The sequence below is a fragment of the Nonomuraea sp. NPDC059023 genome, assembly GCF_042740095.1.
Classification (GTDB): Bacteria; Actinomycetota; Actinomycetes; order Streptosporangiales; family Streptosporangiaceae; genus Nonomuraea.
In genome coordinates this window covers 1-22720 of record NZ_JBHYIO010000070.1, presented here as the reverse complement: position 1 = coordinate 22720, position 22720 = coordinate 1, and the positions used below count along the sequence as shown (strand labels likewise).

The 22720-nt window shown below is 70.1% G+C and carries 22 protein-coding genes; 18 read left to right on the top strand and 4 right to left on the bottom strand.

From position 1 onward, the window contains the following. Positions 1-31: 31 nt before the first annotated feature. Entirely contained in the window at positions 32-175 is a 144-nt protein-coding gene (locus ACFWYW_RS56045) for a hypothetical protein (RefSeq protein WP_379626847.1), read from the bottom strand. Positions 176-215: 40 nt separating this feature from the next. Between ACFWYW_RS56045 and ACFWYW_RS56040 the strand changes: the two genes are divergently transcribed. From ACFWYW_RS56040 to ACFWYW_RS55970, 15 genes are all read left to right on the top strand, one after another. Next, positions 216-1034, top strand: a complete 819-nt coding sequence (locus ACFWYW_RS56040) for an SAM-dependent methyltransferase (protein ID WP_379626849.1) — start codon at positions 216-218, stop codon at positions 1032-1034. An 8-nt stretch (positions 1035-1042) separates the two neighbouring features. Then, entirely contained in the window at positions 1043-1327 is a 285-nt protein-coding gene (locus tag ACFWYW_RS56035) for a hypothetical protein (RefSeq protein WP_379626851.1), read from the top strand. Between the two features lie 155 nt (positions 1328-1482). Further along, on the top strand, positions 1483-1905 hold the full coding sequence (locus ACFWYW_RS56030; protein WP_379626853.1) for a hypothetical protein: 423 nt from the start codon (positions 1483-1485) through the stop codon (positions 1903-1905). A gap of 44 nt (positions 1906-1949) precedes the next feature. Continuing rightward, the gene (locus ACFWYW_RS56025) at positions 1950-2309 is read left to right on the top strand and encodes a hypothetical protein (protein WP_379626855.1); all 360 of its coding nucleotides are present in this window, start codon (positions 1950-1952) and stop codon (positions 2307-2309) included. Between the two features lie 3 nt (positions 2310-2312). Beyond that, positions 2313-2720 carry a hypothetical protein gene (locus ACFWYW_RS56020; protein WP_379626857.1) on the top strand — a complete coding sequence of 136 codons (408 nt, stop codon included), beginning with the start codon at positions 2313-2315 and terminating at the stop codon, positions 2718-2720. 172 nt (positions 2721-2892) lie between these two features. Further along, positions 2893-3117 (top strand): FxLD family lanthipeptide, encoded by a 225-nt coding sequence (locus ACFWYW_RS56015; RefSeq protein WP_379626859.1) that lies wholly within the window; start codon positions 2893-2895, stop codon positions 3115-3117. A gap of 80 nt (positions 3118-3197) precedes the next feature. Beyond that, entirely contained in the window at positions 3198-5231 is a 2034-nt protein-coding gene (locus ACFWYW_RS56010; RefSeq protein WP_379626861.1) for a lantibiotic dehydratase family protein, read from the top strand. Then, the gene (locus ACFWYW_RS56005) at positions 5228-6292 is read left to right on the top strand and encodes a lanthionine synthetase LanC family protein (RefSeq protein ID WP_379626863.1); all 1065 of its coding nucleotides are present in this window, start codon (positions 5228-5230) and stop codon (positions 6290-6292) included. Before ACFWYW_RS56010 ends, ACFWYW_RS56005 begins: the two co-directional genes overlap by 4 nt. Before the next feature lie 51 nt (positions 6293-6343). Further along, positions 6344-8392 carry a methyltransferase, FxLD system gene (gene fxlM / locus ACFWYW_RS56000; RefSeq protein WP_379626865.1) on the top strand — a complete coding sequence of 683 codons (2049 nt, stop codon included), beginning with the start codon at positions 6344-6346 and terminating at the stop codon, positions 8390-8392. A 19-nt stretch (positions 8393-8411) separates the two neighbouring features. After that, positions 8412-9548 (top strand): hypothetical protein, encoded by a 1137-nt coding sequence (locus ACFWYW_RS55995; RefSeq protein ID WP_379626867.1) that lies wholly within the window; start codon positions 8412-8414, stop codon positions 9546-9548. Beyond that, on the top strand, positions 9545-10198 hold the full coding sequence (locus ACFWYW_RS55990; RefSeq protein WP_379626869.1) for a 3'-5' exonuclease: 654 nt from the start codon (positions 9545-9547) through the stop codon (positions 10196-10198). The genes ACFWYW_RS55995 and ACFWYW_RS55990 overlap by 4 nt, the downstream gene beginning before the upstream one ends. 179 nt (positions 10199-10377) lie before the next feature. Beyond that, positions 10378-10629: a hypothetical protein gene (locus ACFWYW_RS55985; RefSeq protein ID WP_379626871.1), complete on the top strand. Its 252-nt coding sequence runs from the start codon at positions 10378-10380 to the stop codon at positions 10627-10629. 147 nt (positions 10630-10776) lie between these two features. Continuing rightward, positions 10777-11910 (top strand): CPBP family intramembrane glutamic endopeptidase, encoded by a 1134-nt coding sequence (locus ACFWYW_RS55980; protein WP_379626873.1) that lies wholly within the window; start codon positions 10777-10779, stop codon positions 11908-11910. 340 nt (positions 11911-12250) lie between these two features. Beyond that, complete coding sequence (locus ACFWYW_RS55975; RefSeq protein ID WP_379626875.1) at positions 12251-12775, top strand: AAA family ATPase; 525 nt, start codon at positions 12251-12253, stop codon at positions 12773-12775. Between the two features lie 1303 nt (positions 12776-14078). Beyond that, a complete protein-coding gene (locus ACFWYW_RS55970) occupies positions 14079-14837 on the top strand; it encodes a BTAD domain-containing putative transcriptional regulator (protein ID WP_379626877.1) in 759 nt (252 codons plus the stop codon). Positions 14838-14887: 50 nt separating this feature from the next. Here the strand turns inward: ACFWYW_RS55970 and ACFWYW_RS55965 are convergent, their stop codons facing one another. After that, on the bottom strand, positions 14888-15277 hold the full coding sequence (locus ACFWYW_RS55965; RefSeq protein WP_379626879.1) for a hypothetical protein: 390 nt from the start codon (positions 15275-15277) through the stop codon (positions 14888-14890). A gap of 293 nt (positions 15278-15570) precedes the next feature. On the opposite strand from ACFWYW_RS55965, the gene ACFWYW_RS55960 reads away from it, so the two are divergent. Continuing rightward, positions 15571-16293, top strand: coding sequence for an ATP-binding protein (locus ACFWYW_RS55960; protein ID WP_379626881.1), 723 nt, complete (start codon positions 15571-15573; stop codon positions 16291-16293). Between the two features lie 600 nt (positions 16294-16893). Here the strand turns inward: ACFWYW_RS55960 and ACFWYW_RS55955 are convergent. Together ACFWYW_RS55955 and ACFWYW_RS55950 are read right to left on the bottom strand one after the other, a co-directional pair. Further along, positions 16894-17160, bottom strand: coding sequence for a hypothetical protein (locus tag ACFWYW_RS55955; protein ID WP_379626883.1), 267 nt, complete (start codon positions 17158-17160; stop codon positions 16894-16896). Positions 17161-18697: 1537 nt separating this feature from the next. Further along, positions 18698-20113, bottom strand: a complete 1416-nt coding sequence (locus ACFWYW_RS55950; protein WP_379641402.1) for a hypothetical protein — start codon at positions 20111-20113, stop codon at positions 18698-18700. 589 nt (positions 20114-20702) lie between these two features. Between ACFWYW_RS55950 and ACFWYW_RS55945 the strand changes: the two genes are divergently transcribed. Together ACFWYW_RS55945 and ACFWYW_RS55940 are read left to right on the top strand one after the other, a co-directional pair. Continuing rightward, a complete protein-coding gene (locus ACFWYW_RS55945; protein ID WP_379641401.1) occupies positions 20703-21782 on the top strand; it encodes a hypothetical protein in 1080 nt (359 codons plus the stop codon). A gap of 315 nt (positions 21783-22097) precedes the next feature. Further along, a partial coding sequence (locus tag ACFWYW_RS55940; protein ID WP_379628289.1) for a DUF932 domain-containing protein occupies positions 22098-22720 on the top strand: 623 nt, incomplete at its 3' end.

The following is a 22720-nucleotide window of genomic DNA, read 5'->3' as shown; positions in this document are numbered from 1 at the left end:
GAAGAGTCTCGCTTGCGCCAACACAGACAGCTCAGCGCGTGGCGCCATCCGGCCAGAAGATGCGGACCGGAAGCCCACGGTCACGAGCTGCGGCCGCAACGTCGGCTGCGCCGCCGAAGCCGCGGGCGGAAAGTCCGTCCCAGACGGCCCACAGTTCCTCGGCGAATTCGAGCATGCGCTCGGAGGCACCAACCCGTCGGCGAAGGAAACCCCGGATGACTGAGAACCAAGCCTCCGCAGGGACACCCCCTCTCGCGAAGCAGCCCAGCATCGCGCGCACCTACGACGGGTTCCTGAAGGGCAAGAACCACTACCTCAACGAGGACGCCGTGGTGGACGAGCTTCTCGGCATCCTTCCCCAACTCCAGCAGGCGGCCATGGCCAACGCAGCGTTCGTCCCCCGCGCCATCCAGGTGGCCTGTGAGGAAGGCGTCCACCAGTTCCTTGACCTGGGGTGCGGGCTGCCCTCGCCAACAGGGGCGACCACCCTGGAGACAGCACGCCAGGTCCAGCGTGAACCGCGCGTGGTCTACGTCGACAACGATCGCCAGGTCGCCGTCCACGGCCGCGCGCTGCTGGAGGTCACGGGCGAGGCGATCATGGTGGAGGCCGACGTCCGCCACGCCGACTTCGTGCTGGCTGAGGCGTCCAAGCTGGTGGACTTCGACCAGCCGGTGGCAGTCATCGCGGCGGCTGTCGCGCATTTCTGGCCCGATCAAGACGACCCCGCCGCGGTCTTGCGCCGCTATACCGACCGCTGCTCGGCCGGAGGGTTTGTGATCTTCACGCATGCACGCGGCGACCTGCTGCCCCGCGACTTACTCGGGGAGGGGGTTGCGGCCTACTCCAAGATCGCCTCCATCTACCCGCGCAGCATCGAGGCGATCGCCGGCTTCCTAGACGGGTTCGAGTTGCTGGAGCCCGGCCTGGTCGAAGCCTCTCAGTGGCGACCACCACACGAGGTCAAAGACGACGTCGGACCGGCGCACTTCCTGGCCGCCGTGGCCAGATTCGGTCCTGCTCCCGGAAGGTAAGTGACCCCGTGGCCATGCCCTGGCCGGACGATGACGACCTCGACGATGAGGGCGTCGAGCAGGTCGACTGGACGGAAGCCAACCCGACGCGCTTCGACCGCGACCCCCGCGTCCAGAAGTCCAGACAGGTGGCTGGCGTCATGTATGAGCTGTGCGCCCGTGCCGGCCTCCACTGGATCCGCCGCACCGCCAGAACCCGAGCCGACGACGCCGCTACCTTCGACGGCCCGCTTAGCAGCGAAAGGGATGCCCAAGAGCTGTGGGAGAAGATCATGAACGGGAAGGCGGTCTGATGCCCGACCCTCACGCCTGCTTCCCCATCCGCGCGACCGGGCAGCCTGCTGCCACACCACCCGGTCGCTGAGCGGCGGACCGGGCACTGCCCCCATGGTGCCCGGCCCGCCGCCCCTAGCCCGTTGACGCCCCCTCGAACTGGAGGACACCTGCCATGGCACCGCCCGAGCTCGTCCCAGCCATTCCATCTCCGGGCCTGTGGCTGGAGATGGAACTGGTATGGAACAAGAAGCTCTGTGCCTTCTACCTCGGCCCGCACGCCGTCGCCCCGTTGATGGCCTGCGACCTCGGCACGCTGCGCGCGGCGGAGGTTGTGGTGGAGTGGGTGGTACACGAAGACGTCCGGCCGGAGCCGGTGCACCTCAACGACCGCTCGGCGCCCGAAGCCAGTTGCCCCGCCCAGGGTGAAGCGGACCGGTTCAACAGCCACGACCACGACGATCAGCATCTCCGTCCCTGCCAGGTCTGGTGCGCGCAATCTGGCGAGGGGGGCGGCGACGGCCCTGTGGGGGCCGCAGGTTCGATAGGCCGTGGTCGTGGCCGCTTCATCCCGCGCCAGCGGACGGAGGTGGCATAGTGACCGGCCCCACTCGGCCTTCGTGGCGCATCTATGACCACATCGTGCGTGTGAAGTTCTCCGTCGCGGCTGGCCGCGATGCCCGGATGGTCGCATTGGAAAGGCTTGGCCAGGTCAGTCGTCAGCTCGCCGATCACATCCGAGCGGATGGGCTAGAGCTCTGTGACCAGGACTTCGAGATCGCCTATGTCGGCCCATCGGGCAAGCCCACCTCGCGTGAGGAGGCTTGTGGAGGCACCGCGTGGCTCAAGTCCCGGACCAGGCGCCAGAGGGTCAAGCGCAGTGGTGTGGTGCCCGCCCCGGTCCCTTCCGATCCGGGCGGTCTGCTGGAGGAGTTGGCCGCCGCGCTGACCAATGCGGCGTTCGGAGACATCGTGTCGGCCGTCGACGTGGCGAAGGAGTAGCGCATGCTTCCTGAGCTCTCCCAGCTCTCCCAGCTCTCCGGCTATCTGCCCGTTGCCCCGGTGTCGCGGCACGAGTTGCTTGTCCAGCTCATCTTCGAGGTCGTTCCGGATCGAGGACCAGCGGAGTCGGCGAGGGTGGCGCTCACCGAGCTGGGCGAGCGCGTCGCTCGCGAGCTGGAGTCGCGGGGGCGGGAGATGGCGGAGCCCAGGCGCATGGAGATCCGCTATTTCGGCGGGTCGGCCGACCAGTGGATGGCCTGTCTACCTGGTGAGGCCGCTTGGGGTGCCGTCTCGATCAGGGTGAGGACCAGGCCAGTCGCCCAGCCGGTTCAGCCCGCCTTGGATGCGGCTGACGTTCCCCTGAGGTATCAGCTCCGGCAGCTCGGCCTGCCTGCTCTGGAGGCCCCATGATCCGTTGGCGCTATCACCACACCCCAAGACCTTGTCCCGGCCGCTGGTCGCACATCGTTCTTCCCGCCTGTCTGGCGGGACATGTGGGTGGTGGCCGGTCGAGGAGGAAGACGGAGGCGGCAGCAGGTGCCCTCTCTTCGAGAACCCCCATCGCAGGACAGGAGCAGACGTCATGAGCACTCTGACCATCGAGCCGACCACGGAAGAGGCGGACGAGGTTGCCCGCGTGGACGAGAGCCTCAGCGCGGAGGAGGGCGTCAGCGCGGAAGCGGCGTTCGACCCGTTCAACCTCGACATCAGGCTTGTGGAGAACACCCCGGCGGCCAACACCTCGCTGAGGTGTGGCACCGGTGACACGTGCGGCAGCTCCTGCCCGAGCGCCTGCACAACGTCGTAACTCCACCAGCCCAGGTCCCCCCTCGATGGGACCCGGGCTTGCAGCCCAGCCCGGATGGTGACCAGGACGGAGCGGAAGAGATGACGCGGACGCGAATCAGACGGTATCGGCGCACCGGCGCCGGAATGCTGCGCGCCACCGCGCATCCGGCTCCTCCTGTCCTTCCGGGCTGGCCGAAGCCGGGCTCCTCGATCGAGCAGTGGGGGTCATGGCTGACCCAGGCATGGGAGGATGAGCCCTTCCGGCAGGCGGTCAGCAACGCCAGCCCCGACCTATCCCGCCAGGTCCAGGCAATCCTCGGCGGGCAGGTGAGTAACGCCCGCCGGGCACGCCGTGCGGCGCTGTCCATCGCCCGCTACGCCCTGCGCTACGCGCACCGCTCCACCCCGTTCGGCCTGTTCGCCGGTGTCGCCCAGGTCGCGTTCGGCGACACGGCGCTTGTGCGTGTCGGGGATGCGCACGAGGCCGTTACCCGGCCTGAGCCCACCGATTTGGATGCGGCGATCACCGCGTGGGAGAGCGGCGAGGGCGCGATGGCCGACGTCGAGGTGTGCGTGAACAACCTTGCCCGCGTGCGCGACGGCCGTGTCCATGTTCCGGCCGAGGGCGCGGATGAGGTCTCCTTGGCCGCTACGGCTGCGGTGGAGCTGGTGCTGCAGGCGGCCGGTTCCCCGATCCCGCACGCGGCCCTGCTGGGAAAGCTCGCCGCGGAGTTCCCGCAGGTCGCCCCCGGCCGCCGCGCGGAGTTGGTTGCTGAGCTGCTGCGGACGCGGTTGCTGCGCTCGCGGCTGCGTGCGCCGGCCACCATCCCCAATCCGGCCGCCGTCGTGCCGCCCACGCTCTTGGCCGCCTGCGAGCGCACGGCAGTGGACCTGCGGCTGGATGCCGAGGTGCGGCTACCAGCGTCAGTCGCGGTCGAGATGGAGACCGCCGCGACGGTCCTGGCCAGGCTCGCGACCCATCCCGCAGGTACTCCGGCCTGGCGGCGTTACGCCGAGCGGTTCGTCGACCGGTTCGGCCAGGAAACCGAGGTGCCCGTGGAGCAGCTCACCGACCCCGACTGCGGGTTGGGGCTGCCGGATGGGTTCGGCCTTCTGGCGGAGTCGCCCAGGCCGATGTCGCGTCGCGACCGGCTCCTGCTGGGCCTGGCAGGGACCGCCGCCGTCGAGGGCGACCGTGCGGTGATCTTGCCTGAGGCGATGGTCGAGGAGTTGGAGGCAGCCGCGGCCGAGCCCTTCACCACCCTCGCGCCCGCGCCGCACTTCGAGGTGTGCGCGCAGGTCCAGGCCCGCTCCGTCGCAGCGTTGGATGCGGGTGACTTCCGGCTGCGTGTCCAGACTGTTTCCCGCGCGGCCGGTTCCATGACGGGACGGTTCTGGCATCTGCTGCCCGGCCTGGCCGCCGGATACGGCGCCCTGCCCACCGTCGCGCCCGGTGCGTTGGCGGCGCAGTTGTCGTTCCACCCCACCCGGGCCGAGGCCGATCTGCTCACCCGGGCGCCGCACGTCCTGCAGCAGGTGGTCAGTGTCGGCGAACACCGAGCTACGGGCGAGGGTGTGCTGCACCCGCGTGATCTGGTGGTCGGCTCTCGCGACGGTCACCTGTATCTGTCGGTGGCCGCGACCGGCCAGCAGATCGAGCTGCTGGCCCCCACGGCGATCAACTTCCTGTGGAACAACTACACGCCGCCGCTGGTCAGGTTCCTAGCCGAGATCAGCCGCGCCGCCACCACGCAGGTGACCTGGTTCGACTGGGGCGCGGCGTGGACGCTGCCGTTCACCCCCGCTGTGCACTACCGGCGCACCGTGCTGGTGGCCGCCCGCTGGCAGCTCCAGGCCCGGAAGCTGCCCGGCCGTGCGGCGCGCTTGGAGGAGTGGGCCGAGCACCTGCACGCCTGGCGCGCGCGCACCTGGATGCCCGAGCGGATACTGCTGGCCCTTGATGACCAGCATCTGCCGCTGGACCTGACGCGGGAGATGGATCTGGACGTGCTGCGCGCGCACCTGAGCGGCCATCCGGTCGCGGTGTTGTTCGAGGCGCCGCCCCCTGATGCCGATGGGTGGCTCGGCGGCCGGGCGCACAGCATCGTCATCTCGGTGGAGTCGACGTCATGACCGGCCAGGCGACGCAAGCGCTGGCCGAGGGCGCGCTCGGCCGAGCGCTGCTGCATATCGAGCACGCTGACCTGGCCGGCGCGCGCCCCCTGCTGGAGGAGGCCGTCTGCGGCGGGGTCAGTACCGGCTCCAACGCGAGCCTGTATCACGGCGCCCCGGCGCTGGAGTTCGTCCTCAGCCGCGCCGGGCGCATCGACCGCGACGTGCGGGCGGGCGTTGACCGGGTCGTGGCCGCCCGCCTGGCCGCCGCCCGCCAACGACGCCTCGCCCGGCAACTACCGCCGCTGGCGGAGTTCGACTTGATCAGTGGCCTGACTGGGTTGGGGGCGCTGCTGCTGGCCCGGCCCGGCTCCTCACGCCTGCTGGAGGAGGTCCTGACTCACCTGGTGTCGCTGGCGTGCCCGGTCGAGGTCGGCGGTCGGATGCTGCCCGGCTGGTGGTCGCCGGACAGCCCCACACACGAGGCCGTTGTGCTCGGCGGCCACGGCAACAACGGCGTGGCGCACGGCATCGCCGGGCCACTGGCGCTGCTGTCGCTGGCCGCCCGCCGAGGCATCCACGTCGACGGCCAGCGCGAGGCCATCACCACCTTCTCGACCTGGCTGGAGCAGTTCGGCAGCTTCTACTGGACCACCTTCGATCAGCTCACCGGCGACAAGCCTCTGTTGGTGCCGCCTCATCGGCCTTCTTGGTGCTACGGGGATTTGGGGATCGCCCGCGCCCTGCAACTGGCCGCGCTCGCGCACTGCTCTCCTGCCCGCCGGGAGAAGGCCGAGGAGATCGCCGTGGCGGCCCTTGCCGACGCCGAGCGGCTCGACCGGGTGACCGACGCCTCGCTGTGCCACGGCTGGGCCGGAATCTTGGCGGCCACCACCGCCATCGCCGCCGACAGCACCGCCCCCGACCAGTTCACCGCGAGTATCCAGCACGTCCGCCACCGTCTGGCCGAAGGGATCACCGAACTGTCCAAGCCGGGGTTTCTGGAAGGGCGGGCCGGGGCGCAACTGGCGTTGGAGGGCTCCAACGCCACCGGTTGGACCTGCGCTCTGCTCCTGCACTGACCCCCGCCGCCGTACCAGCCGACTCGAACCCGACCGAGCAGGAGCTACGACATGGACAGCTACGAGGACAACCTGGCCCCACCAGCCGAAGCTGAATGGTGGCATGCCACGGTCAGCTTCCCCGGCGGCGCCGGGGTGAGCCCGAAGGCGGCGTTCGCCTTGTCGAACGCGCTGGCCGGACGGCACTTCCACTTCCTGCGCAAGGAGGGCGGGCTGCGGCTGCGCACCGACCAGCCCGTGGGCGTTCTCCTCGACCAGCTCGTGGCCGATGAGGTGGTGGCCGGATGGGTTGGCGGCATCTACGAGCCCGAGACGGATGCGTTCGGCGGCCCTCAGGGCATGGCCGTCGCCCACGAGGTGTTCGTCGCCGACAGCCTGGCCGCGCTGGCCCAGACCGGCAACCCCGACAGCCGCGGCCGGTGCATCCTGCTGCTGTCGGCGATGTGCCGGGCGGCCGGGCTTGACGCGTTCGAGGTAGGCGACGTGTGGGCGAAGGTCAGCGCCCTCCGCCCGCCGATCGGCTCTCCCGCCGAAGCGCGCCGGGCAGCGGCGATCACCGCGATGCGGCGCCTCATGAACGCCGACGCCGCCCAACGGCCCTGCCCTGAACCGGGCTGGGCCGAGCGCGTGGCCGCGTTCGAGGATGCCGGCCGCGCTCTGGCCCGGCTCGCCAAAGGCGGGCACCTGGTGCGAGGGCTACGGGTGGTCCTGGCCCACCACGCCATCTTCGCGTTCAACCGCGCCAACACGTCCGTGGCCGAGCAAGCCGCGGCGGCCTGGCTCGGCTGGCAGGTCGTCTTCGGACAAGACAACCTCGCTGCCGTGTCCGCCAGCCCCTCCTCGCCAGTCACACCTACCTTCACCAGGATGGAGACCACCATCACTACCGTCGACCCCAGCACGCTGCGCGAGGCCATGGTGGCCACGTACACCGACTCCGGCCACCTGCGCACCCCAGAGATCATCGACGCGTTCCGCGCCGTCGAGCGACACACCTTCATCCCCGACGCCACCGTCGAAGCCGCCTACGTGGATGACGCCGTGGCGATCAAGCACGACGCGAGCGGCGAGATGATCTCCTGCATCTCAGCGCCGTCCATCGTGGCCACCCAACTGGAGCAGGTCGGCGCACAGCCAGGCCACCAGGTCCTGGAGGCAGGCGCGGCCACCGGCTACAACGCCGCCCTGCTCGGCCACCTGGTCGGCCCCACCGGGCATGTGTGGACGATCGACGTCGACCAGGACCTCGTCGACACCGCCCACCGGCATGTGGACGCGGCCGGGGTCACCAACGTGACCGCTGTGCTTGGCGACGGCGCGGCCGGACTGCCCGAGCACGCCCCCTACGACCGCATCCAGTTCACGGTCGGCGCGGGCGACGTCCCGGCCAAGGTGCTCGACCAGCTCGCGCCGGATGGGCGTCTGGTCATCCCGATGCGCATCCGTGGCAGCATCTCCCGCTCCTTCGCCTTCGAGCGCGACGGCGAGGACGGCCTGTGGAAGACCGTCTCGTGCGAGATGGCGACGTTCGTACCCCTGCGCAAGGGCATCGGCGACGACATCTACACCCGCGTCCAGCTCGACGGCGAAGGCGATGTGCACCTGGAGACCTTCAGCGAGCAGCTCGTCGACCGCGAAGCGATGCGCACGATCCTCGACCAGCCTGCCCACACGGCCTACACCAGCGTGAAGTTCCGCCAAGGCGACCCATGGCAGTGGGTGTACCTCTGGCTGGCCTGCGTCCTGCCCAACGGCCTATCCCGGATGCCCGGCACCCGGCCCGGGTTCACACCGCACTTCGCGTGGGGGTCGATGGCCGCGCTCGACGGCGACACCCTGGCCTACCTGACCGTCCGCGAGGACGAGGACGCCGCGGGCCGCTTCTGGCAGATCGGCGTCATCGGCCACGGCCCGCACGCCGCCGGCCTGGCCGAGCAGGTCGCCACCGCGATCGAGGAATGGGAGCGCGACTACGGCAACCACGCCCCGGCCCCCGGCTTCCGCATGGCCGTAGGCGACAGCCGTGACCTGCTCAAGGCCGCCGACCCGCGCTTCATCATCGACAAGCCCGCCAGCCGCCTCGTCATCGACTGGCCATAGAAGAAGGGTCAGCGTCGTGATGAGCCCGGCGATCGCCGCCCGTATCCCGCTGGTCTGCCGTACCAAACCGCCCGGCAAACCCCTGTTGGAGCGGATCGCCGATCTCACGGCGCTGACCGTTGAACCCGCGGGCGCCGACCACCACGACCTGGTGGCCCGCGCCTGCGGCGTCCTCAACATCTGCGCGCTCATCGCCTCCGACGCCGCCCTGCCCGGCATGGCCGCCGACCTGTGCTGGCGGCAGCACCAGGTCTTCGCCGAGGCCGGGAGCCTGCCCCGCGACATCGCGGTCATGTCGTTGATGCCGTTGATCAACCTCGCCCGGCTCCTCATCCGAGAAGGCGACGGCCAAGCCGCCTACGAGCTCCTCGACCGGCTCTACGGCGCCGCCCAGCAGCGCCGCGCCACCGTGATCCACGATCACGACGTCGACCTGTCGCCCCTGACCCACACCCATCACGACCACAGCGCGGTCTGCACCGAGCTGTGGGTCGCGCTGCTCATCGACGGAGCCCGCGCCCTGGCCCAGCAGGGCCGCTGGAGCGAGGCCGCCGCCGCGATGGCCACCCACCGCGGTATCGGCGATCGGCTGCTTGACGGCCGTCAGCTCAAGATCATGGCCTTGGTGGAGCAGGGACGCCCTGTCGAGGCGATCGCGCTGATCGACTCCACGCTGCCGGTCGAGCCGTGGGAAACCACCGTGGCCTCGCTCCTGCGCATCGCCATCCGCCCCGGCACCACGCCCACCCCGCAGGACGAGGTCGAACAGGTGCTCGCGCACACGTACGACCTGGTCACCGCCCAGGAGCCGACCACGGCCGCGTTCCGGGCCCGGCTCGCCTTGACCGCACTCGACGTGGCCGACCAGGGCCAGCCGGGCGGCAACCGCCTGGCCGCCGCCGTCATCGACGTCGCCACCACCGACGCCTACGCCGCACGCGATGTCCTTGCCCACCCGGCGATGCGCTCCTGCATGACCGGCCAGCAGCACCAGGACCTCGTCGCCCTGATCGCCGCCGCAGCGCTCGGCACCCGGAGCATCCCCGACGTTCATCTCAACGCCCTCAACGAGGCGGTGGAGCACGCCGAGGAGCGCCTGCGGAACCTGCTCACCGCAACCGCGCACCCCCGCCCGACCACTTTGGAGAAGCCGTGACGCGTCAACCGTGGACCACCGCGCCCCTGGTGGCGCTCGACCTGGAAGGCACCGGCGGCCAGGATCGTGACCACGAGCAGATCCTGGAGATCGCGATCGTCCCGCTGGACGACGGCTCCCCGGACCTGACCGCCGCCTGGGACAGCACGATCAACCCCGGCCGCATCGTCGCGCCCCGCCCATGGATCGCCCGGGAACTCACCGGCGACATCCTGTTCACCGCACCCTCCTTGGACGACATCCGTGCTGAGATCGTCGGCCGCCTGAAGCAGCGGATCATCGTCGGGCACAACATCGGCGTGGACTGGCGGCTGCTCCACCGTCTTGTGCCCGAAGCCCAGCCCGCCGCCCTGCTTGACACCGCCCGGCTCTACCGTCACTTTCACCCCGCGAGCCAGCGCTGGAACCTGGTCCGGCTCCTGGAGAAGTACGCCCTCAACGCGCAGGTCGCCCAGCTCGTCCCCAAGGGCAGCCCGCATCGCGCCCTGTGGGACGCGGTCGGCGCCGCCCTGTTGCTGCCCTCACTGATCGAGGACCTGCCCGGCACAGCTTCCCTCACGCTGGAGGAGCTGACCGCAGTCGCCGGCGTGCCGCTGCAAGGCAAAGTAGCCCGGGGATCAGGCATCGAGCAGGTCGCGCTCGATGTCTGACGGACTGTCCATCTCGCTCAGGGGAGTGCCCGCATGAACACCTCGCTCCGCGACGAGTTGCTGCAGCGTATGGAACGCGATCAAGCCGTCCGTACGGCCATCAACCATCCGCCCATACCCGTATCTGGGGAGCTTGAGCCCGAGTGGGAGCGGATGCAGCCCTACAATCGCTCCGCTCGATGCCTTCCCGCGTTTCTGAGACCGATGCCTGGCAGGCCGACACGATCGTGGGCCAGCGCTTCCGCGACGTTGCCATGACCGATGTCGCCGCTGCTGTAGCGAAGCGAACCGGCGACCATTCCGCGCTCGCGCACACCGGACGGGGCGGCCTGCTCCGCGTCGACCCAGGCCCCGGTAGCGATCACTTCGGGTTGGTGACGCGGCTGGACCTGAGCCAGATCGACGAGTCGCATCTGCGTCAATACACCTGACTCAGCCTTGACGACCTGTCGGCGGGCTGGATCCTGCACGAGCCCGGCACTCAACGGCTCCCGACAGCCGCCGCACCTGCCAGCTGCTGTAGCCGAGGTTCCCGGCGACGCATAGACCCCCCGGTCATGGGGTGATTACGCAGCCTCTTGACCGGCTGCGGCCAGGCCGTCACGAGCGACGATCAGCGCCGGGCCGCCCGGCGGGCCAAGGCCGAGCACGCCTCGATAGACGCCTTGGCCCGCCAACCCCGAACCCTGACCCTCAACCTGGAGAAGGACCCCATCATGAGGAGCGCAATGATCGATCCAGGCTTAGCGCACCGATCGGCGTCATCACCGGCGCCGCTGACGGCCGCACTGGTGATCCTCCTGGCGCTCGCCTATCCCGCCCCGCTGATCACCTGGTGGACCGCCCTCGGTCCCGAAGCGCCCGCCGTCAGCGCGGCATTGACGGCGTACTACCTGGCCCAGGTCATGATCTTAGGCATCTTCCTGGCGGGCTGGTGCTTACCGAGATCGGCGATCTGGCTCAGGGTCGGCATCGTGGCGGTCAGCGCGGTCATCACCGTGCTGGCGGTCACCGTCCCGAGCCTGGTCACCTACGGTCTGTACTACATGGCCTCGGCCGGGATGTGCCTCATCCTGGCCGTCCAAGCTTTCGGCCGGGCACCGCTGTGGCCGCCACGCGGGCGCGACCTGCCGCTGACGCTCGTGCCTCTCCCGATCATTCTGGCGAGCGGGGGCGGCGTCGTCGCGCTCGCGGCATGGCTGGGGATCACGGTCAAGCCGGGCACGGCGCTCTCTGAGGCCGGGGGCCTGGTGGGCACGATTGCGCGTATCGACACCTATCCCGAGCTGCTGATCCGCTCCCTCTGGACCGGGATCGGCGAGGAGACGGCCGCGGCGCTACTGGTGACCGGCCTGGCCCGCCGTCACGTGCCCATCGTGTGGGTGTATCTGATCCCCGCGATCGTGCGAGCCAGCTACCACGCGCAGTTCTCCTGGTCCGCTGTCGCACTCGTCATCTTGGGAGTGGGCATGGTCTACCTGTGGCGCCGCTATGAGCGGCTGCTCCCGCTGATCGCCGCCCACACGCTATGGGATGCACTCGGGCGGCACTACCCGGGGACCCTCCTGGTCCTGACCGGAGCGGGCCTGCTAATCATCATCGGATTCTGCGCCCAATCGGGCGCGCGCCAGCTGTGGCGGCGAGCCGAACGCCGCACGACTGGCCGACCCGACCGACCTTCGGTCGAGCGCTCCGGCCAGGTGACGCCATGACGCCTCGGCAGAGCTACGCCCGCATCGTCCACCGAGCCGCGATGCTGTCTTCCATTTGGCTTCCGATCAGGCCCCTGACGAACCCCGGGTACTGCACCTTCGTGAAGATGCTGGCGCGTGCCGCCCTCTCCCTGGCCGTGCACCTTGTCCATACCCTCCTGCTGTAGAGCAGGAGGACACGACGTCATGAACCTCCCCCGCCAAGCCCTGACAGCGGCTTCTACGGCGTCGCCCCGACCGGCGGCACGCCGCGCTGGTCCTGGGTCGTCCCTGGCGCGGCGCGGGCACCGAATGTGGCGATGGCCGCCGTCGGGCGGCCGGAATCGGTACGGTCACCGATGTGGTCATCGGCACACCTGACACGAAATTGATCATCCTGCGCGGTAACGCGGGGTCCGGCAAGACCAGCATCGCGCGCGCCGTACGAGAGGCTTACGGCCGTCGCGGGTTCGCATTGATCAGCCAGGACGTGGTGCGGCGCGACATTCTGCGGGAGCTGGATGTGCCCGGAGGGGTCAACATCGGGCTGATCGACCTCATGTGCCGCCACGCCCTCAACGCCGGGTATCACGTGCTGCTAGAGGGCATTCTCACCCGCAGCCGATACGGGGAGATGCTGCACGCCCTGCGTCGTGACCACCGAGGGACCTCCACGCTGTTCTACCTGGACATCTCGCTGGAGGAGACGCTGCGCCGCCACGCCACCCGGCCACAAGCCGCCCAGTTCGGCAGTGAGCAGATGAGCGCGTGGTATCGCGAACGTGACCTGCTCACCTGCGGGTCCGAGATCATGACCGGGGAAGAGCTCTCCCTGCAGGAGGCGGTGTCTTGCATCGTGGGCGGCTCGGAATCGATCTCCCTGTGAACGTGCGGCCTTGTTGTGCCGTTGGCTGATTGCTCATGTTAGACGCCCGGTGCTCTATTCAGCGGTCGTAACCTTCCGGGAATGCAGGGGCTAGGTTCAGCGTGTCTGATGTCTCATGGTGTGAGGCGTCTTCCCCTCCCAGGTGAACACAGATAAGGGAATGTGCCGAGTCGGCGAGCGTGGGTATATCGCCGGGAGAATGCCGCTGAGCTCGGCTTTGTCATTTGTGTTCTCTTTTCGGAGTCTAGCAAGATCAACATGACGGTAGTCCGGAGGTGTATCTGTCACCCCCTCCGGAGGTTTCCTGATGATTCGGGAGGATTATTCACAAGCTGGCACAGTGAGCGGAATCGGGCGATCGGCCCCGCTCGCACGTCCAGCAGTCGCCGTCGCGTTCTTTCTCACCGCCTGCTCTTGGAATAGCGCTGCCGCTGAGGCGGAGCCTTACTGTCCGCCGGTGTCGCGGCAGGCGCACGAGATATACGACATCGACCGATGGTGTGCGTCGGTGAACGGCGACTTGGACGATGGACGGGTGCCGAATCTGGGTGAGCGGCTGGAGCAATCCCGCCGCAAGCCCGTGGAGACGTCACCCGTTCCGCAGCCCCGGAACCCCACGGAATCGGGCGATGCTGTACCTGAGGCCAAGCAGCCTGAGATTGAGCCCGGAACACGATCAACGAAGAACAGCGAATCGGGCGAGCCCCGTGGCAGCACGAAGACGGACCGGGCACCGGATCTGACAGTGGATCAGGAATCCCGTGAACCGGATGATCCCCAGCCGGACACGGGCGTGGTCCCGGTGGCAACGGCGACTCCCACGCCCAGCGCGTCAACGCCGTCCCCGTCCGCTGCACCTTCGGAGTCGCCATCGGCCTCGCTGCCTTCCCCGGCGAGTTCGCCCGGTGCGGGGGCGGGTCGGCCTGGTGCCGGGGCTCGGCCGGATGTGACGGGGCCGTTGGGGGCTGCGCTGGTGTTCGGGATGCTGGTGATGGTGCTGGCGGCTGCGCTGATCGCGCGTGCACGGTCCCGGCTCGTTTCGGCGGGCGTGGGCCCGCGTGACGCGGGCGCTCCCACAGTCGCTGGTCCGATTCAGGCTCCTCGTTGGGACCGGGCGTCTCTGCCGGTTGTGATGGCGACGGCTGCACCGGCTCCTGTCGCCGAGCCCACCGAGGTGAGTCCGGCCGGCGACCCGGACGGCCTGACGAGGGACGCGCCTGCCTCTGCGCAAGGCAGCGACGGTCCGGGAACACCCTGTTCCGCGCCAAGCGCGGGAACAGCGGCGGCGGCCTCACTCGGGCCGGTGGGTTCGGGATTCGTGGTGGCGCCCGGCAAGGCCAAGGTCGAGGTGTTCGGGGTGCCGCGGGTGACCTGGGCCGGTAGGGAAGTGTCGTTCGGGCGGGCGGAGGCGCGGGATCTGTTCGCCCTTTTGTCGCTCTCCCCGGACGGGGCGACAGCCGACGGGATCGTGGAGGCGTTGCGGGCGGGTGATGGTGAGCGTGGCGGGCGCCGGTTGGAGTCGGCAGTGCGAGAGGTCAACCAGGCGATGCGGCACGCGACCGGTTGTGCGGCGGGGGTGCGGTTCGTGGTGAAGTCCGGTGAGCGGCGGCTGCTGCCCGCAGCCTGGTTCGATGTGGACGTCTGGCGGTTCGGCGATGCTTGCCAGCGCGCCTCGACCACGACCGACGACCCGGCTCGGGCGGAAACCTTGCAGGAGGCACTGGCGCTGTACCGGGGGCCGCTGCTTGCCGGGCGTGATGATCTGTGGGTGCTTCCGGTACGGCAGGCTGCTCAGCGGCAAGCGGTGGACGCCGCCGAGCGGCTGGCCGAGCTGGTTCGCGCTGAAGATCCGGGCCGGGCGTTGGATGTGCTGCGACTGGCGGTAGAGCGCATCGATCCGTACAACGAGACGTTGTGGTGTCAGCTCATGGCAGTGCAGAACGATCTCGGGCGTCCGACCGCTGTACGGCGTTCATTCGAGTTGCTGGCGGAGCGGCTGGCGGAGATCGATGCGGTGCCGAGTGCGCAGGCCCGGCAGGTGTACGAGCGGCTCCTTAGCTGACCAGGGCCCAGGAGTGAGACGGCGAGGTCCTGGCGACGATGGCCGGAACCTTAGCCGTCCGCGCGCAGGGCGCGTTGGTCTCGTGCCGGGTAGGTGGCCAGCGTCTCGGCGGTGAGCAACTTGACCGGCTGGGTGTCGTAGATGCGGGCCAGCAGCCGGAGCGTGGAGACGGAGGGCCGCCGGCCTGCCTGGGGCCAGGTCTCGTGCTCGTAGAGGCGGGACTCGCGCAGCCCTGCACCTGCGGTTCCGGCGAGCCGGTGAAAGGCCTCGATCGTCTGGGCGGCGGTGAGCCCTGCTGTGTAGCGGTGCAGGCGCAGTGGGGTGGCGGGGTGGTCGAGGGCGAGGATGACGGCGATCTGGTCGGTGGTGAAGCCGTACTGGCGCAGGTAGCGGCTGCGGCGTCGGCAGTCGAGCAAGGTCTGGTATCCGGTGCCGGACATGGCCTGACGTCCCTTCCGTTGGCGCGCGGGGCGCGCGTGGTTGTGCGCGGCGGCCCCCTGGGTTGGGGGTTGGGGGACGGTAGGCGGTCTTGTGGGAGGGGCTCCAGTCTGGGTGTGGGGTGGTCGACGTGCCGGTCGCCGTGGCGACGGCGGCCGTCGTGGTGGTGTTGCCGCAGGCCGGGGCGGTGTGGGTGTGGGGTGGTGGTTTGGGGGTGTGATTCGGGCGTGAAGGTGGGTGATGGTGCTGGCCGCTCCCGGCGTCGGGCCGGGACGCGGACCGGAAGGGACACTCCATGGACACGCGAACGCAGCACACGAGCCAGCCGAGCAACCTCGTCCCCCCGCAGACCTTCCCCCGTCACCGGCAGGCGCCGCCGGTGGAGGAGTTCCCGGACCTGGCGCCGGGCCTGACGATGTCCACCTTCCGCGCCGCGCGTTTGTGGGACGGGATGGCGTGGCGGCGGGCGTTCCCCGGACGCGGCGACCAGTCAGCTCTCGCCCGCCGCATGGTGGGCCAGCTGCTGGCTGACACCGCTCGGGTGGAGGACGCGGTGTGGGTGACGGCCGAACTGGTCAGCAACGCGCTACGGCACACCTGCTCGGGCCGGGAGCGGGGCTTCTTCGTAGTCGAGGTACTGCTCGGGACACAGTCCGTGCGGATCGTGGTCTACGACTTGGGCGGCGGCCCGGTCCCGGACTTCTCGCGCACGCCCGGCCCGCTGCCGGAGGCTGAGGAGGGGCGGGGTTTGGCCGGGGTGGCCAAGCTCGCGGCCCGGACAGGGGCGGCCGGGGACGAGGTGACCGGGCACGCGGTCTGGGCCGAACTGGCCCTGGCCGGGCAAGCGACCGGCTCGGCCTCGGACGTCACGGCGGCCGGTAACTCGGCAGAGCACAATGCCGACGCGCAAGAGCCGGGCGGCATCCGAGAACTGCTCTCGGCCGAAAGACCGGGCTCCGATCGCCTGGAGGAGGGTGTCCGTCTGGACCCTTCCGCGGCTCTGTGGGAGGCGAGCTGAGGCGGGCGGCGGACCAGGTGTCCGCGTTCGGGCAGGAGCCGTGGGCGCAGCAGGCGCTCGCGGAACTGCGCCGGGACTGGCCGGATTGGGCGTTTCTGGTGGTGAAATACCAATGGCTGGCGTTGCGCGGTAAGCAGCAGGTGGTCAGCGCGAGCGGGCCACGCGAGCTACAGCACGCGCTGCCACCCCGCCCACCCAAGCGGCCCAAGCCACCTAAACCACCTAAACCACCTAAACCACCTAAACCACCTAAACCACCTAAACCACCTAAGCCTGGCGAGATGCCCGAGCCGCCTGAGCCGCCTCCGGCTGAGTCGGCCCCGGTGCCTGTCTCGGCTTCGCGTGGACCGGCCGGGCACGATGTGCCAGGGCGCCGTCTGGTGCTGCCGACGTTGGCCGAGCTGCTGTACGGGGCGCCTGGCGTGAGCTGGACCAGGACGAACACGCCACCCTCGACCACGCCGTCCGCGCCCGGCGCGCACGCGGGTGGGGCGGGTGGGGGTGATGGTGGCGGTGCGGGGCTGTGCGGCCCGGTGACGGCCGATGCGGCGGCGCTGGGGGTGATGGCGGCGGAACGGTCGGTGACGGGCACGTGGGCCGTTACGGGCGCGGACGGGGCGCGGGTGGCGTGGTGGCAGGCCGGGTGGTGGCCCTGGGGCCGGGCCCACGACCGCCCGCGACCAGGCCCGCGAACAGGGGAAGCCGCTGCTTCGGCGAGCCGAGCCGGGCCTGCGGAGCGTGGTCGGCGTCGTCACGGCCGTCGTGCCCGGCCAAGGCCCGCAGCAGCCGCTCGACCGATCGCGGCCTGAAGACCGCGTAGGGGGCCGGGGTCGCGTCCCGGCGCGGGGGCCGGGACGGGCTTGACATCCGGGGTGCAGGTGGGCGTTGATACCGGTCCGCCCGCCCGTCCGGTGCGGAGGGGCACCCGGTGGGCGGGTGTAGGGGTGGGTTGGCCGCGTGTTGGGGACGAGGCGAACCCACCGTATCTCCTTCCCGATCCGGCCGGGTTCCTGCCTCGGGAGGGTGAGAAAATGGGGGCAGATTTCCGTGCTGGAAATGGGGGTTGCGTTCCGGTGCGCGGTTAAGACCGCTACCCCCTGCGGGGATCGTTTTCGCAGGTCACGCCAGTTTCGGGCATAGCGGTGGACCGGCCGACTCGTCTAAAGACGACTCCTCATGAATATCTGCGCGTGCGTCCTCGTGGATGCCTACACCATTTTCACGACTGCCCTTCCGCCTTTACGCCTTCCCCCTTCTTTCTCCTCCCATCTGGTGCACGGTGCGTTTGGCGTGAGCTGGAGCAGGGTGAGTGCGCCACCGTCGACCACAGTGTCTGCGTCAGGCGCGGCCGCACGCCGATGATGCGGGTGGCGCAGGGTGCCGGTGCGGGGCTGTGCGCCCGGTGACGGCCGGTGGCCGCCGTTGGGGGAACGGTCGGTGACGGGCACGTGGGCCGTTGCGGGCGCGGCCGGGGTGCGGGTGGCGTGATGGCAGGCTGGGTGGCCGTGGGGGTCGGGGCCGCGACCGGCAGCGGCCAGGCTCACCAGCAGTGGTCGAGGCTGCTTCGGCGTTCCGGGCCGGGCCCGCACAAGGCGGTCGGCGGCGTCATGGCCATCGTGTCCGGCCGAGGCCCGCAGCAGCCGCTCGACCGATCGCGGCCTGAAGACCGTGTAGGGGGCCGGGGTCGCGTGCCGGTGCGGGGGCCGGGACGGGGCTTGACATCCGGGGTGCAGGTGGGCGTTGATACCGGTCCGCCCGCCCACCGTGCGCTGCGGGACGGATGGGCGGGCGGGTTCGGGTGGTGGGTTCGCCTTGTGTTGGGGACGAGGCGAACCCGCCATCCGGATGAGGGTGAGAGGTCGTCTTCGGCGAGCGGGCGGCGGTTGTTGGCGGGGGTGTCGCGTTCGGGTGTTGCGGGCTTGTCAGGTGGGGGGTTGATCGGTGTTGCGTCCGGTGTCGCGTTTTGTTGTCGCGTTCGGTGTTGCCGCTGAGATCGCGACACCCCCTGGTGTGTCATCTGCGCAGGTCACGCGGGTTTCGTCTGTTGTGCTGGCCGCCCCGAATCGCCTATAGGCGACTCCTTTGAATATGTGTGCGCGCGTGTTCGCGCGGATACCTGCATCCATTGCCTCTCCGCTCGTCTACCTCTCCGCCTTCCTCCTTCCTTCTCTTCCCACCAGCAGTTGCCGGCCCGCGGCCAGGCCGCGGGCCAGCCCTTGCGGTGACCTCCCCGTGAACGGGGAGAAGAACCTCAGCTCGATGAGGTCACACGACGCCCGTCCCGGCCCGGGGCCGCACGTGCCGGGTGGCCCCGGCCCGGCCGCGTGGCCGGTCAGAGGGACGCGTAGGGCCCCGGTGCCGCCCGTGGGGCGGTCACCGGGGCCCGTTGGATGCCGGGGCCGGGCTATGCGGTGGCGGGCGTGTCGGCGCTGTCAGGCGCGCCCGTGCCGTCCGCACCATCCGTGCCGTCCGCGTCGTCCGTGGTGTCGGGCGTGTTGGGGGTGGGTGGGTGGATGGCGAGGTGTGCGGCGATCAGTTCGGCCACTTCGGTGGGCTGGGTTTCGGCGGGGAGGTCAGTGGTCGGGTAGGTACCGCCGGGGGCGGTGTGGCCGAGGTAGGTCCATCTGATGGTGAGGGGCGGCGCGCCGGTGTCGGCGGGGGTGGGGGTGGGGTTGATCGGGATGATCACCTCGACCAGGTGGCCTTCAGGCGAACGGTAGTCCAGACCGTAGGCGTCATGGTGCGCGGTCCGGGTGTGGTCGGCGTTGTAGCGGTGGCCCTGTGTGTGCCGGTGGTAGCCGTGAGCGCGTAGGGCGCGGGTGTAGGGCAGGGTGCCGGGCATGCAGTACGCGATGTCGTCGATGCTGAGGTGGTAGTCGCCGAGGAGGTCGCTCATGTTGCGGGCGATGCCGTCGAAGTCGGGCTGTCCGGACATGCACGTGTCGCAGGTGCGGGCGTCGTCGCAGGTGTCGCACGGGCTGAGGGTATACATCTCCTCGTAGCGGCAGATTTCCAGGAGGGTGCCATCGTCGCCGCGTTCGGGGCAGGCGATGACGGGGTGGCCGTGGTCGTTGTTCCACATGATCGCCCAACCGGGGCCGTGGGCGGCGAGGGCGCGGGCGTAGGCGGGGGTGACCTTGAGTTGCTTCGGGGTGTGGGGGAATCCGGTGTCGTTGGGGTGGCGGTAGAGGTCGGTGGTGTGGGGGGTGAGTCCGGCGGCGGTGGCGATCAGCGCGGCGACGGCGGCGGGCGGGGTCCGGCGCGGCACGGTCGCGGTGTAGACGGGAGCCGGATCGGCCCCGGAGTCGGCCTCGGCCTCGGCCTCGGCAATGGTGATGGTGATCGAGGCCCGGGTGTCGCGGAGGTAGGGCGTGGCGAGGGTGGCGGTGGCCCCGTCGGGCGTCCGATAACGGGTGATGATGTCGCCGGTGGCGGGGTCGAGGTGGCTGAGCTGGTCGCGGTGGATGCCGTAGGGGCGTAGCGCGGCGCTGTAGGGGCCGCTGACAGCCATGAGCGACCTGACGTGCCGCTGGCCTTCGAGGCGTAGGCGGGCGGTCGCGGTGACGTTGTCGGCGATGCTGCCCGGCGGGGGCGGCGCGCCGGGGGCGTCGTTGGCCAGGGTGGCGGCGATCTCTTCCTGGGTGGTGATCTCCAGCAGGGTGCCGTGGTCGGCCATCGCGGCGGGCCCGATCAACACATCCCGTCCGTCCCACATCAGGACGTGGCCGGGGCCGGTGTCGACCAGCCCGCGTAGGTGGGCGGGTTCCACCGTGATGCTGTCGGCGGCGGCGGTGTCGGCGGCGTTGGTGTTCGACGTCATGTAGGTGTGCCCTTTCGTGATGGCCCCGGAATGGCGCGGCGTGTTGATTCCGGTGCGGTGTTCCGGCGGTGTTTTCCGCCTAATTCCATGGACGCTCGACCCGCGTATTGATGTCAACCCGAATGCGTATTCACCTCGAAGATTCTTCACTATGCTATTCGGGCAATTGGGTATCGTCCGCCGTCGTCTTCTCATGGGGTGAAGAGTCGGGCCGGCCCGGGATGTCAAGTCGAAGCCGTTGCCTTCTTGCGAGATGTTTTCGCAGGTCGGAGGTTGTTTTGTTAGGTTAGCCTCTCCAGCCGTTGGGGTGACATTATTTGTGGCCGGGTCGGCTTGCCAGCCGGGTTAGTGGCGAGGGATGGTCGTGACGCAAACGAAAAACACCGGCCCGGACCTGGGTCGGGAATTCGATCGGAAAGGGCGTCACGCAATGGCTATTCACACCCCGGAAATGACCGCCATCGAAACCGTGTCCGCAGATGCGGAAATCGGCGTTACCGGCCCGGCTGACGCCGCGCCCCTGACGGCCCCTGACAGCCCCGATGCCGCCGCCCTGGTCACTGACCCGGCGACGGATGGGGATGGGCGTGTGGGGGCGGTGTGGGCGGCGCTGAGGGCTGAGCCCGGCGGGTCGGCCACGATGATCGGGGCGGCGGCCGACCTGAACCGCGCGGTCGCGGGGAAGGTCCTCGGCCAGCTCGAAGCCGACGGGCACGCCCGGCGTGAGCTCGGTGTGAACGACGGCGGGCGCGGGCGGGCGGCTGACCGGTGGTTCCCGATCATCCCCACCCCCAACCCCAATCCCGCCACGGCGGACGCCGCCGCGCCGACCGGCACCGCCGACGTGCCCGCACCGGCCCCCGAAACACCGGACGCCGCACCCGACGCGACCCCCACGCCCGACACGGACGCCCCAGACGCTGACACGCCTCCCGCACCGGAAGGGGAGGTTCCCCCGTCCGCCGCCGTTGCGGCCGACCCCGCCCCGGCCGATGAGCCGACCGACGACGAGGGGGCGACGGGTCAAGGCTCAGCCGGGATCGACGACGAACTCGACTCGATTGCCGACGCCGACGCCGACGCCGACGCCGATGAGCTGGAGTCTGAGCCGGTGGCGGATGATCCGGCGTGGGCGCGCGCTCACACCGAACTGACCGAGCTCGCCAATCTCTTCGGTGGGGTGCTCACGGCGAAGGAGGAAGGCAACGCCGTGATGGCGTTGGGGTGCCTGGAAATGGCCATGACGAAAGTCGTCTCGGCGCACCGCAGCGCGCGGGCGGCGCTGACCGGCACCGCCACCCCCGCCCACCCGGCATCAGGGGCCCGTCCGGGGACCGGTGGCGGCGCGGGCGCAGGTGCGGGTGGCAGCACGCGGCCGGGTGCGTTGCGGGAGGAGATCTACGCGCACCTGACCGAGTTCCCCGGCAAGGAATTCAGCCCGCACGACATGGCCAAGGCGTTGGGCGGGCGTTCGTCCGGCGCGGTGGCCAACGCCCTGGACCGGCTGGTCCAGCTCGGCGACGCGGTGCTGACCACGGAACGACCCCGCCGCTTCGCCCTCGCCCCCACCATCAACCACGCCCCGGCCACCGCCCCCACCGTGGCCCCCGCCAACCCCGCCGACGCTATCGCCGGGGACGGCGCGGCGGCTGACACCTACGGCAACTGAGCCGGGGGCGCGGGCGGGCTGGGCTGACCGGCCCGCCCCCGGCCCGGTGGCGGGCGGGACACCCCAACAGCCCCGCCCGCACCCATAGCCCGGACGCGCCACCCAACCCGCCCCGCACGGCCCCGCCGTCAGGGCACCCGGCCACACCCCGGACGGGCACCCGCGCTGATCACCGGCCCACCGGCCACCGGCCCGCACCGTGCCGGGCCGGGCCGGGATCGGACCCACCACCAACACCCTTCGCGGCATCGCGTCTGTTCCGCATGCCCGCACACCACCACGCCGCACATCAGCACCTCAGAAGGGAACACCGTCATGGCTCACGAAATCGAAGTTTTCGCCAACGGTTCGGTCGGGTTCGCCGCCGCCGGGAAGCCCGGCTGGCACGGCCTCGGCTACACCGCGCCCGGCCCGATGACCGCCGAGGAACTCCTGACCAACGCCCAGCTCGCCGGATGGAACGTCCGCAAGCTGCCGGTCGGCCCGGTGACCGACCCCGTCACCGGCCAGCCGGTCGTCACGGACGAGGACTTCCTGGTCGTGCGCACCAACCCGGTCACCGGCCAACCCGAACGCCTCGGCCGGGTCGGACGCGACTACCAGGTCCTGCAAAACGAAGACGTCACCGGATTCCTCCAGACCCTCGTCGACGAGTCGGGAGCGATCTTCGACACCGGCGGCTCGCTGAACCACGGACGGCGCGTGTTCATCACCATGCGCCTGCCCGAACCCCTCATGGTCGGCGGGTTCGACCAGATCGACCTCTACCTGGCCGCCTTCTCCCGGCATGACGGATGGGGTTCGTTCACCACGGTCGCCACCCCGGTCCGGGTCGTGTGCGCCAACACCGAACGCGCGGCGCTGGCCAACCACGCCTCCAGGTTCACCGTCCGGCATACCGGCAACGTCGCCGGGCGCATCGCCGAAGCGCGTGAGGC